Source organism: Lysinibacillus capsici (assembly GCF_003367505.1).
In the GTDB taxonomy this organism is placed as follows: domain Bacteria; phylum Bacillota; class Bacilli; order Bacillales_A; family Planococcaceae; genus Lysinibacillus; species Lysinibacillus capsici.
In genome coordinates, this window is sequence record NZ_PXXX01000016.1 from 1 (window position 1) to 12,081 (window position 12,081).

The following is a 12,081-nucleotide window of genomic DNA, read 5'->3' on the forward strand; positions in this document are numbered from 1 at the left end:
TCCAGTTTTGAAAGAATAAAATATTAGAATATACTTGTAATTTTTATAAGATATGTTATAATAAGTATTGTCTTTCAAATAGTCTAGTGATGATGGCAAAGAGGTCACACCCGTTCCCATACCGAACACGGAAGTTAAGCTCTTTAGCGCCGATGGTAGTTGGGGGCTTCCCCCTGTGAGAGTAGGACGTCGCTAGGCTATATACTAAAATTATTCCGAAGTAGCTCAGTTGGTAGTAGCACCTGACTGTTAATCAGGTTGTCGCAGGTTCGAGTCCTGCCTTCGGAGCCATTCTTGGAGAGTTGTCCGAGTGGCCGAAGGAGCACGATTGGAAATCGTGTAGGCGGTTAACACTGTCTCAAGGGTTCAAATCCCTTACTCTCCGCCAGCACTTTGATGTGTTCCAAACGATGGCCCCTTGGTCAAGTGGTTAAGACACCGCCCTTTCACGGCGGTAACACGGGTTCGAATCCCGTAGGGGTCACCAATTCAATACCCAGATGGAGGATTAGCTCAGCTGGGAGAGCATCTGCCTTACAAGCAGAGGGTCGGCGGTTCGAGCCCGTCATCCTCCACCATTATTTTAACAATATTATAGTATTATCGCGGGGTGGAGCAGTGGTAGCTCGTCGGGCTCATAACCCGAAGGTCGTTGGTTCAAATCCAGCCCCCGCAACCAAATGGTCCCGTGGTGTAGCGGTTAACATGCCTGCCTGTCACGCAGGAGATCGCCGGTTCGATCCCGGTCGGGACCGCCATTTATTTTAAAATATGGGTCAGTAGCTCAGTTGGTAGAGCATTAGATTGAAGCTCTAAGTGTCGGCGGTTCGATTCCGTCCTGACCCATCTTATTTTTTTGCCGGTTTAGCTCAGCAGGTAGAGCAACTGACTTGTAATCAGTAGGTCGTGGGTTCGATTCCTATAGCCGGCACCAGATTTTCCCGGAGGGGTAGCGAAGTGGCTAAACGCGGCGGACTGTAAATCCGCTCCTTAGGGTTCGGCGGTTCGAATCCGTCCCCCTCCACCAGTTTTATTATTTTAGGGGCATAGTTCAACGGTAGAATAGAGGTCTCCAAAACCTTTGGTGTGGGTTCGATTCCTACTGCCCCTGCCAATTAATTTTATGGCGATTGTGGCGAAGTGGTTAACGCACCGGATTGTGGTTCCGGCATTCGTGGGTTCGATTCCCATCAGTCGCCCCATCTCATATAAAATTAATAAACATCATAATACAATGGCGATTGTGGCGAAGTGGTTAACGCACCGGATTGTGGTTCCGGCATTCGTGGGTTCGATTCCCATCAGTCGCCCCATTGTTGGGGTATAGCCAAGCGGTAAGGCAACGGATTTTGATTCCGTCATGCCTAGGTTCGAATCCTAGTACCCCAGCCATTTTTGCGGAAGTAGTTCAGTGGTAGAACACCACCTTGCCAAGGTGGGGGTCGCGAGTTCGAACCTCGTCTTCCGCTCCATGTATGACGGCGGCATAGCCAAGTGGTAAGGCACGGGTCTGCAACACCCTTATCACCGGTTCAAATCCGGTTGCCGCCTCCATATTTTAACTGTTAATCGGTTTATCCGATTTTTTTTATCTCCATTATGCCGGTGTGGCGGAATTGGCAGACGCGCACGACTCAAAATCGTGTTCCTTTGGAGTGTCGGTTCGACCCCGACCACCGGTATCAATTACAACGAAGAATCCTTGATATATCAGGGGTTCTTTTTTTGTTGTAAAAAATTATAGAAAGTATATAAACATAGATAAAGGAGCGGGGGACTGAATGGGTCATATTTTTGCCTTTACAGCAGCTATATTTTGCGCTGTATTAGCAAACTTAAGTTATTTAATATAATCTAGGTTCATTATGGTAACGTTAACTGATAAATTAATGTGTACTTCCCTCTTAAAAGCAAAAAATGACAAGACAGAGTTTAGTTGCTTCCTTCACTTAGAAACAAGTGGCATTAAGAAATGTTTTGTATCGATGAAACATGAAAACATCAATCACAATGTATGGGTCATGCATGAAGTTGAACTAAAATTTTTGTTCTATTAATTGAAAATTTATATATATTAATTTTACTATTTATTATAAAATATTTTTACCACATTTGTATGATAGGTAGACTAATTTCTCTAAAATGGAAAGTAAAAAAGGATATATCTAAAATATTTGGTAATAACTACCCAAAAACCATTGTGGAATTATAATAAGAAAGGGAGATATTCCGATTTAAAAAATATACAAAAAGATATATCGCAAATTACTATTTATTAGTAAATAAGTCACTATCAATAATGAGGAAAGAATGTGAGATTATGAAAAAAAAGAATAAAAATTTTAACAAGATAATAGCATCTACAGTTACAGCATCTGTTGTGGTAAGTAGTTTAATGACAGTGGTACCAAATGCTAACGCAGCTGCAACTAAATTCAAAGATGTACAGTCAAATGCATACTTTTATGAAGCAGTAAATAGTTTACATGCACGTAATATTATAAGTGGCTATGAAGATGGTACTTTCCGTCCAAACGAACCTTTAACTCGCGCCCATGCTGCAAAAATCATCGCACTTGCATTAGATTTAGATACAACTAATATTAAGAACCCAGGATTTAAAGATGTCTCTGAAAAGCATAGTTTCTATAAATATATTGCTGCATTAGCCGATACAGGAATTATTGTGGGATCTGAAGGTGAATACAGACCGAATGATCCTGTGACTCGTGCACAGATGGCAAAAATTATCTCATTAGCCTACGATTTAAAATCAGAAAATTCTCAACAAAAAATAAACTTTACAGATGTGAGTCAAGATGATTGGTTTAATAATTATGTTGGGACATTGATTGAAAATGAAATCACATCCGGAACAACCCCAACAACATTTTCGCCTAATAAAAGTGTGACTCGTGGACAACTAGCAGCGTTCATTTACCGTAGTGAAAACAAAATAACACCTGTTCCTGTTCATTTGAATGAGACGATCTCCAATATTACAGATGAGACATTGGTGACTTCTGAAGGTACATACACACTTTCAGATGATCAAAAGAAATGGATTAATCCGAGTAATCTAGCGACATTAAAAGGTGCCAACTTAAAACTAACTATAAAAGAGAATAAAATTGAACAAATACAATCTATTGAATTAACTGCAAAAGGTACACCAAGTACTGATACTAATAACCCCTATGTAAATCATGCTGTGTTTGATGGAAAAGGTGCAACTATCGATTCTACTGTCATTGTAAATAGCGATTACATCACAATGAAGAATATCACCATTAAAGGCGATTTACATGTGGGTAAAGGCGTTGAGAATTCTTTCTACTCTGAATTCTTGAGAGTGGAAGGTAAAACGACGATTGATGATTCTTTGCAACTAGCAAATCAAACTAATGCATATAAATCTTTTGGAGCAAAGGTTGCATCTATGAATAACTTACCTATAGCTGCGAATGAAACTAAAGTAAGAGGAAGAGTAGTTTTCAGTGAATTTCAATTGGGTGATGTGGGTGTCGATAAAAATGCTGATGTTATTTTCCTATCGAAAACATCTGGAGCATCTACAGTAGGAGAGATTGTTGTTAATAGCAATGCAATATTAACTGCTGGAAGTTCAGTGGTGCTTCCTAAAGTATTGATTGTCCAGGGAGCTACTGACGTTGTCATTAACTCAAATGTAACTGCTTTACAAGTAACAACTACAGGTGAGGTTAAATTATCTGGTAAAAGTGACATTGTTAATCTATCTCTTATGACAAGTGCAAATGTAAATCTGCAAACAATCGGTCGAGTAAGTAATCTTGAAACACTTAATAGAGAAACAAAAGTTACAATAGGAACAGAAACCAAAATTGGCAACCTTGTTATTCCAACAGGTTCAAAACCTGCTGATATAATTCAAAATTATAATTCTGTAAAAGGCAATGTCGAACGAATTGCTGGAACAAAAAACCCAGATTTATCCGATACGTCATCTGATAACTCAGGTAGCGGGTCTATTGATACAACAGTTCCCGTAGCACCATCAGCACCAAAGGGTTTACAAGGGGTGTCTCCAACTTTAGTAGGAAATGATGGTAAGATTACAGGTTTAAATGCAAGTAAGAAATATCAATATAAACTAGTTACAGACACAAGTTGGACGAATGTACCTTTATTAGCAACAGAAATTATTGGCTTAGGTGCAGGAAACTATGAAGTACGGTATGCAGCAAGTGGGAACATACCAGCAAGTTTTTCAACGACGGTATATGTTCAAAGTTCAAATCAATCACAAGCTCCTTCACACATACAATTGGTTAATTACGCGACAGCAGGCAAGGATATGATTGCTTTACCTTCATTACCAGTAGGCTCATTAATTAAAGTGTATGATGCAAGTACAAATGGAAATATCCTTGGAAGCTTTTCAGTAACAACGTCAACTGCACTTAGTATAGTAGAGATTCTAGGAGGATTTCCTCTAGGACTTGATAAAGTCTATGTAACAGTTACAGAAAACGGAAAAACAGAAAGCACAAGAGTCGAAAAAGGAGTACCAACGACTTTCCCGAATGCGCCAGTAGTTAGTGATATTACTGTTACTGACAATGCTACTGGGGCAGACAAAGTGACAGTTAAACTACCTTCCCCAATAGGTGATTATATGATTTCTGTATACGATGTTTCAGGCAATCAATTAGAATGGGGTATACTTCCTGACGGAAATGGTGAAAAATCAATTGCGATTTCCTCTGGTTTTGATAATGGGATGTCTGAAATTGATGTAGCGATTATAAAAGTAACAGACAATGGTACTCAATATGCAGAGAGTTTAAGAACACGAGTTAGCATCGGATCTTTAAGCCCATTAGCTGTTACGGCAGTGGATGATCCATTCAGTAACGATAAAATAAATATTACAGTTGGTGAACCTGTAGATTTAGGTAATGAGTTTGCTTTTAAAGTTTTTGATGATGCGAATGCAGCAGACGCTGGAAAGCCATCATTAAATGCTGATGTATCTTCTTGGGAAACACTTCCGCCTGATGGTAAAATTTCATCAGCTGCTGGTAAGGTAGTTGTTGTAGTAGAAAGAACGTCAGCAGGTAAACTCGCTAAAAAGATTGGACAAGTAGTTGCTAATACAATAGTAAATAACCCATTGCTAGAAACGGTTACGATAGATGGTAAAGATGGGGTCAGCTCACAAGATGGAAAAATGGAAACCATTCGCCTAAAATTTTCAGAAAATATTGATCCAACGACAGTAACTAAGGATTCATTTACAGTCCCTGGCTTTACTGTAGAATCTATAAAAGTAACAGACAAAAATGGAAGAACGCCACTGCTTAGCAATGGTAATCCTAATCCATTATATACACAAGGTGAAAACAAATATATTACAATTAGAGTGGAACCAATGGTTGGTACTCACTTCACACCAGAGGTTATTCAAAATCCAAATGAATCTATCATAGATATCAATGGAGTGAATATAGCTGGGATTCATGTGACAGCAGTTGATCAGGCTGCACCAGTTATTATTAGTTCAGGCTTCATAGATAAGGGTTCTAACGGTGTAGATGTAGGGGATCAGTTAACGATTATCTTCTCAGAGGATGTAAATCTTGGTTTGGCTAATCTAATTGATTTAGCGAATGATTTTACTTTAAGTAATCAAACAAATTCTACGTTTGCTTTTGCTAATGATGATACCTTTGAACTTTTAGGAAATACCGTAACTGTCACGTTAGGTGCAACAACCGTATCAAAAATTGAACAAAATACAACCATCACGATGAGTGCAAATGGTAACGATATTTCTTTAAAAGACGCTGCTTTAAATAAAGCGAAGCCTCAAAAAGAATTTGTGAATGAAACAGTCTATTCTGATGCAAAAACAATAAATATAACGAATATACCATTAACAATTGTAAATCCAATTACTGCACCTAATGCAATGAAAGCACAAGGAACGAATGCAGGAACAATGAAACTGACAGGATTAACAGATGGTGTTACGTATGAATATATAATAGATAGTAATGCTACGACATCTATTAGCACAGACTGGGCAGGCGCAACATTAATACCCCTATCAGGAACAACAGAAATTGATAATATTTCGATAAATGCGGGTCAATTTGTTCATATTCGTATAGCTTCAGCAGGAGGGCAAGCAGCAAATGATGTACAGGATTTACAAATTGAATTAAGCGATATAAAGCCTGCTGCTGCTCCAAATGCGACTCCAATACCATCTAACGCAGCAGGTTATACAAAATTAACCGGCTTAACTTCTGAGATGACATATGAATACTTTGTTGATAACAACGACACTGCAGCAGATAATGCAGCAGAATGGTCAACTGCTACAACTAAAACTGGTGTTACTTATATTGAGATTCCAGCTAATACTTCGCAATATATTCATATTCGTATAAAAGCCACCGCAGAAAAGCCAGCGTCTTATATAAAAAGTGTTAAAGGTACTGGAAATGAGGGACCTTAAGTAAATCCTTAGTTGGAATGGATCACTTATCGAGGTGATCCATTTCCCTTTTTTACTAAACCTCAAATAATAGACTATTTTCATTAAGAAGGTAAAAATCATGCTAATCCAAAGAATAAATGAAACCCAAGTTAATGAAGTATTACTGCATTTTAAAAATATTAAAGGTGACTTTTTATTTAATGACCTAAACAATGACTCGTTTGTCCTAGGCGTTTCAGTTGATAAAAATAGTGAAGTTCTCGGAGCAATATTGGCGGAATACAAAGAGTTAGACAGAATGGGCGTCGTCTACTCAGTAAATGTTAGAGATAAGTTTAAAAATAAAAACATAGAAGAAAAACTACTAAAATTTGCCGAAAAAGAACTAAAAGCAAAAGGCGCAAATGTTTTATATACAAATGTTTTTCCTGAAACTAGTCCGAATGTAAAATACACATTAAGAAAGCAATCGTGGACTCCACCAATTTTAGACAAAACTCACTTTATGATTAATGTGAAAGATATGAGCAAAGAAAAATGGATCGAAAAAAACACATTTCCAGAAGACATCTCTGTTAAAGCGTTGAATCAAATTCATGAAGCGGAACTGGAGTCGTTACGCAATGTTGATTGGTATCCTAAGCATTTATCACCCTTAGAGGATTTTCAATTTGGTGAAGCTAGTCCACAAACGAGTTTTTGGGTTTACTACAAAGAGGAAATCATCGGGTGGATATTAAGTACAAATGTGAATAATGAACATTTATTTATTACTTCCCTCTTTATTAAAGAAGATAGAAGAAATCATTATATTTTAAGACCTTTACTGGGCGAGGTTATTAAAAATCAAATTCAACTAAATATACCGTATGCTTGTTTTGATGTAAGAAATGAAGATGAAAAGGTATTGAAATTCTTTAAGAGTTATTTTAGATCCTATATTCATACTACAATTGAAATTCACAGTTCGTATAAAATATTAAGACCGTGATTAGAAGTCAAAAATATCAATTCATTCAAGGCGAGGGATTTTAGCAAGTAAAGATAAATAAGATTCAAAAAAGAAGCCACTCTATGGGATAAAAATGTCTTTATAGAGCGGCTTTTTATATAATCTCTAAATTTTTACGATTAGTTCATGCTCTGTTCATTTAACAATTTTAAGCTAGGAGTAATCAAAGAAATGGAGGGGTTAGTGATGAATCTTGCCTGGAAAGAAATGAAGAAGAATAAAGTACGGTTTTTAATCTTGGGCTCCATTATCTTCCTAGTTAGTTTTTTAACGTTTATTATCTCGGGTTTAGCAAATGGTCTGTCACAGGATAATGCAGCTTTAATTAAGGATTTACCGAAGGGTCAATTTTATATGGCTGAGGATGCGGATGGCACGTTTAATCTTTCAAGAATCGATAGCGACCTGCAACAGAAAGTCATAAGTAAAGAAAAAGAGGCAGTAGCTTTTTCGATCCAGATGGGCTTTTTAAATGATCAGGATGATAAACAACAAAGTGTAGCCTTTGTGACATCAACGGAATCTACACTTTTTAGCAATGTGCATCAAGACGAGGTGCTTTTGGATAGCTCACTACAAGATAAAGGAATACAAGTTGGAGATATATTAACGAATAATCAATACAGTGGAAAGTTCATTGTAAAAGGTTTTGTAGAGCAAAAAAAATATAGCCATGCTCCCGTTGCTTATATTAGTGAAGAGGCTTATCAGGAGATGTATCGGGTAGCTGATAAACAATTAATTTTTGTACCAAATAGTGAGCCAAATGATATTAAGGGATTGCAAGCATATAGCAATAAAGAGTTTCTCAATACTATCCCTAGTTATAATGCGGAACAATTATCTTTAAATATGATTATATGGTTCTTAGTTGTCATTAGTGGGATGTTGTTTGCTATTTTCTTCTATATGATGAATGTGCAAAAAATTGGCTTGTATGGCATTTTAAAAGCGATTGGATTAAAAACAAGTAAGCTATTTAAAATGATCTGGACACAGATGGCTATTATTACAATCTTTTCACTTGTGGTATCTGTCAGTCTTAGCCAGCTATTTAATATAGTTGCTCCTAAGGGGATGCCATTCACTTTAACAATAGGCACTACAACACAGTTATCAGTTGTATTCCTCCTCATAGGCTTTATTGGTGCGACCTTGTCAGGAATGCAAATTAAAAAAATTGAACCGTTACAAGCAATACAGCAAGGGGAGGCTTAATCATGACGTTATTTACAATTGATGAAGTACGAAAAACGTTTAAGAATGGTGAAGTCGAGGAAGAGATCTTAAAGGGCATCAATCTTTCTTTAAATGAAGGAGAGATTACAGCATTGGTAGGTGCTTCTGGCTCTGGGAAAAGTACATTATTAACGATCGCTGCAGGACTACAACCCGCAACAGATGGGCAAGTGTTATTTGAAGAGCAGAATCTTACGACGATGAAAACCGACCAGGTACGAAAATTACGTGCAAGTAAATTCGGTTTTGTTTTTCAATTTGCTCACCTTGTTCCATTTTTGACAGTGGAGGAACAATTGCTATTAATGCTAGATGTAGCTGAATCTCCATTAAAAAAGAATGAACAGAAATATGAAGTCAATCGGCTATTGGAGTTAGTTGGAATGGAACACCGTAAAACTGCCTATCCTTCCTCCTTGTCAGGGGGAGAGAAGCAACGTGTAGCAATTGCACGTGCTATTATTCATCAACCGAAAGTATTGTTTGCTGATGAACCAACGGCTAGTTTAGATTCACAGCGCTCTAAAGAGATTATGTTGTTATTAAGAACATTAACAAAAACTTTAAATATAACAACATTATTAGTGACGCATGACGAAGAAATGTTGGCATATACAGATCGTATTATTAAAATGAGCGATGGTGTCGTATTATAAAATAAGCAAGGCTCCCATTAGAAGGGAGCCTTGTGAAACATTAGGTTAAACGTGCATTACGACTCACTTTACAAACGATTCTCACTAACGCTTTGTGTAAAAAAGGAAAAATAGTAAAAACAACATCCAGTGTTTTGCGCATTGGCATTGGACAAATGATAGGCTTATTTTGATGAACACCCTCTATAGCCATTTTTGCAATTCGCTGAGGTGAGATCATTTTTTGCTGCTTTAATTGTTTGGTGATAATGGATTTATCCATATGAATCGCCTTTGCATTATCGAAAATTGGTGTATCCACAAACGTTGGACATAGAGTGCTCACCTTAATCCCGAATTCCTCAGCCTCATAGTGTAGAGAGGTTGTTAGTCCTATAACAGCATGTTTGGTAGTAGCGTATGCAGTAGAAAAAGGAGAAGGTCCTAACCCTGCAGCAGAGGAGGTATTGACGATATGACCAAAACCTTGTTTTTTCATAAGTGGGTAGCCTATTTGAGTCCCATAAATGACACCCCATAAATTAATGGCCATAATTTCCTTCCAATCCTCAATAGTCATTTCACCCATCTCCCCATACATAGCGATACCAGCATTATTAAACAGATAATCTATACGGTGAAATTCTTCAAATACATCATGAATGACAGAAGCTACATTTTTGTAATCGGTTACATTTAAATGTACAAATTTTACATGGGCGATATCCTTATTTAACTCTGCTTCTAACACACGACCCTCATGATCTTGAATATCAGCAATAATGACAAATATATGTCGAGCAATTAATTCTTGGCAAATAGCCTTTCCTATCCCTGAAACACCGCCAGTAACAACAGCAATCTTTCTCATCTTTAGGACCTCCCGATTTTGTCTCCTTCGACTTTATAAAGTTCAATGATAGAGCTATATTGCTGTGCCACTAAATCAGCACCTTTACTATTCAAATGTACACCATCTAAAGTTACATGTAGCCCTCTTTTTTGAGATAATTTATCGATACGTAAAGGACTTTTGTAAAATAAAACATCCAGTAGGACTCTTATTACATTCGTATTAATAAAGCCTGAGCACTCCAAATGTTCTAAATGCTCTTTAAAGAGATTTTGCATATTTACAAAATAAACATTGCCAGATTTCATTGAAATAGACTCCATAACAGACGTTAATTGTGTTATTTCTTTGTTAGAGGGATTTTGAAGATCTTCTCCTACTAATGCTGGAGATACTAATACAACATTTTTGGAAGCGTCATGTGCTTTCTCTAATACCTTAAGGCAGTATTCTTCGAATTCAATGTGATCCTTCGCCACAGGCTGTGCTTGCACCTTTAATAATTTTGAATAGACGTCATTGACGCCTATCCAAAGAATAAGGAGATCATAGGAAGATTGGAGCGGCATTTTTTCCAAGCGAGTAAATAAACTTTTAATCGTCTCGCCTGGATTTCCAAGATTATCGAATGAAATATGGGGATATTGATGTTTCAAGAGATCATAAAATGAAACGCCTGGACGACCTTCTGTTAAGCTATCACCTATTAAACCTACTTTCATTTAAACCCCACCTTTTTTAATTTCTTTTAAGAAAATCGTTATTGCCTGTTGAAAGAGTGGTTCTAATGATTTCAAGTTATGAGTATTGGTCAGCTGACATAATCCACCTAGCCATGTGCCAAGTAAGACGGTCCATGTATCTACATTGCCATGAACAAATTCGTTTTGGTCGATGCCCTCTTGAAGAATTGCTCGATAAGCATTCATTGGCGTAATAGCTAAATTGAATAACTGTTGTATAGAATCAGGACTTGATTTAGGATTAGATGCCAGTTCCTGACCTGACTTTAGTAAGGGTGTTTGATACTCATAGAGGACATGCATGGCCATACCATACAATTTATCTGTTGATGTGGTGTATGAAGATTCTTGTTGCAACCATTTGTCATGCCAATTTTTCATCGATTGCTGCGCCAAAAGCACAAATAACTTTTCTTTATTTTCGAAATGATAATAAATATGTCCTTTACTATAACCAGAGGCTTTCGAAATATCACCAACAGATGTCTGATTATAGCCATGTTGAGAAAATAATTGGATGGCATGTTTGATAATCTCAATCTTTGCCTTGTCACTGTCATAGCGTCTTTTACTCAATGTTGTACTCCTTTAATGATTTGAACAATCGTTCTAATTTAATTATACATAATTTTCTAACTAATTAAATACATAAATTTTTTATTTGGAATATTGTCAAATTTCTAAAGTTGCAGGAAGGGAATTCCAATTAATTGTTGAATTATTTGTTATGCTAAAAATGAGGGGGTACATGTATGGGAAAAGTGATTGGCTTTGAATTAAATAGTCAGGAACCGGAGAAAGCGGCAGCTTTTTATAGTAAAGTGTTTGGCTGGGAGGTGGCAGCTCCAAAGTGGGATTATTGGGCAGTTATGACTGGGAATGAAGACAAAGCTGGAATTAATGGTGGCATTGGTAAAGGACCAAGCGATTTTCCGCATGGTACAAGAATTCAAATTGAAGTGGATGCAATTGACGAAGTCATTGCACAGGCAAAACACAATGGTGCTACTATTTTGCGTGACAAAATGGCGTTTGATGATTTCTATCTAGCTTATTTGGTCGATCCGACTGGAATAGGAATTGGATTAATTCAATATAAAAATAACGAATAA

Annotated in this window: 8 protein-coding genes, 16 tRNA genes and 1 rRNA gene; 22 read left to right on the plus strand and 3 right to left on the minus strand. The window is 37.0% G+C overall.

Going from position 1 to position 12,081, the window contains the following annotated elements:
* Positions 1-82 precede the first annotated feature (82 nt).
* The 21 genes from rrf (at position 83) to C7B89_RS14975 (ending at position 9,394) form a co-directional block, all read left to right on the plus strand.
* A 5S ribosomal RNA gene (gene rrf, locus C7B89_RS14875) occupies positions 83-198 on the plus strand.
* A 16-nt stretch (positions 199-214) separates the two neighbouring features.
* Positions 215-291: transfer RNA gene (locus C7B89_RS14880), tRNA-Asn, on the plus strand.
* A 5-nt stretch (positions 292-296) separates the two neighbouring features.
* Positions 297-388, plus strand: a tRNA-Ser gene (locus C7B89_RS14885).
* 24 nt (positions 389-412) lie between these two features.
* Positions 413-487 (plus strand) — tRNA-Glu (locus C7B89_RS14890).
* Positions 488-502: 15 nt separating this feature from the next.
* Positions 503-578 (plus strand) — tRNA-Val (locus C7B89_RS14895).
* 26 nt (positions 579-604) lie between these two features.
* A tRNA-Met gene (locus tag C7B89_RS14900) sits at positions 605-679 on the plus strand.
* Positions 680-682: 3 nt separating this feature from the next.
* Positions 683-758: transfer RNA gene (locus tag C7B89_RS14905), tRNA-Asp, on the plus strand.
* Between the two features lie 15 nt (positions 759-773).
* A tRNA-Phe gene (locus tag C7B89_RS14910) sits at positions 774-846 on the plus strand.
* A gap of 12 nt (positions 847-858) precedes the next feature.
* Positions 859-934: transfer RNA gene (locus C7B89_RS14915), tRNA-Thr, on the plus strand.
* 9 nt (positions 935-943) lie between these two features.
* Positions 944-1,027 (plus strand) — tRNA-Tyr (locus tag C7B89_RS14920).
* A gap of 13 nt (positions 1,028-1,040) precedes the next feature.
* Positions 1,041-1,114: transfer RNA gene (locus C7B89_RS14925), tRNA-Trp, on the plus strand.
* A gap of 12 nt (positions 1,115-1,126) precedes the next feature.
* Positions 1,127-1,202, plus strand: a tRNA-His gene (locus tag C7B89_RS14930).
* A 35-nt stretch (positions 1,203-1,237) separates the two neighbouring features.
* Positions 1,238-1,313, plus strand: a tRNA-His gene (locus C7B89_RS14935).
* Positions 1,314-1,317: 4 nt separating this feature from the next.
* Positions 1,318-1,392 (plus strand) — tRNA-Gln (locus C7B89_RS14940).
* Positions 1,393-1,397: 5 nt separating this feature from the next.
* Positions 1,398-1,472 (plus strand) — tRNA-Gly (locus C7B89_RS14945).
* 8 nt (positions 1,473-1,480) lie between these two features.
* Positions 1,481-1,554, plus strand: a tRNA-Cys gene (locus C7B89_RS14950).
* Between the two features lie 47 nt (positions 1,555-1,601).
* Positions 1,602-1,682 (plus strand) — tRNA-Leu (locus C7B89_RS14955).
* Positions 1,683-2,320: 638 nt separating this feature from the next.
* Positions 2,321-6,505, plus strand: coding sequence for an S-layer homology domain-containing protein (locus C7B89_RS14960; RefSeq protein WP_158539192.1), 4,185 nt, complete (start codon positions 2,321-2,323; stop codon positions 6,503-6,505).
* Positions 6,506-6,605: 100 nt separating this feature from the next.
* Positions 6,606-7,478, plus strand: a complete 873-nt coding sequence (locus tag C7B89_RS14965) for a GNAT family N-acetyltransferase (RefSeq protein ID WP_115674040.1) — start codon at positions 6,606-6,608, stop codon at positions 7,476-7,478.
* Positions 7,479-7,685: 207 nt separating this feature from the next.
* Positions 7,686-8,717, plus strand: coding sequence for an ABC transporter permease (locus C7B89_RS14970; RefSeq protein ID WP_048391852.1), 1,032 nt, complete (start codon positions 7,686-7,688; stop codon positions 8,715-8,717).
* A 2-nt stretch (positions 8,718-8,719) separates the two neighbouring features.
* Entirely contained in the window at positions 8,720-9,394 is a 675-nt protein-coding gene (locus C7B89_RS14975) for an ABC transporter ATP-binding protein (RefSeq protein ID WP_048391842.1), read from the plus strand.
* Between the two features lie 40 nt (positions 9,395-9,434).
* On the opposite strand, the gene C7B89_RS14980 is transcribed toward C7B89_RS14975, so the two are convergent.
* From C7B89_RS14980 to C7B89_RS14990, 3 genes are read right to left on the minus strand one after another with little or no spacing between them, the layout of a single operon-like run.
* Positions 9,435-10,244 (minus strand): SDR family NAD(P)-dependent oxidoreductase, encoded by an 810-nt coding sequence (locus C7B89_RS14980; protein ID WP_115674041.1) that lies wholly within the window; start codon positions 10,242-10,244, stop codon positions 9,435-9,437.
* A gap of 2 nt (positions 10,245-10,246) precedes the next feature.
* A complete protein-coding gene (locus tag C7B89_RS14985) occupies positions 10,247-10,948 on the minus strand; it encodes an SGNH/GDSL hydrolase family protein (RefSeq protein WP_066038297.1) in 702 nt (233 codons plus the stop codon).
* The gene (locus tag C7B89_RS14990) at positions 10,949-11,545 is read right to left on the minus strand and encodes a TetR/AcrR family transcriptional regulator (RefSeq protein ID WP_066038296.1); all 597 of its coding nucleotides are present in this window, start codon (positions 11,543-11,545) and stop codon (positions 10,949-10,951) included.
* 176 nt (positions 11,546-11,721) lie between these two features.
* Between C7B89_RS14990 and C7B89_RS14995 the strand changes: the two genes are divergently transcribed.
* Positions 11,722-12,081: a VOC family protein gene (locus C7B89_RS14995; protein ID WP_066038295.1), complete on the plus strand. Its 360-nt coding sequence runs from the start codon at positions 11,722-11,724 to the stop codon at positions 12,079-12,081.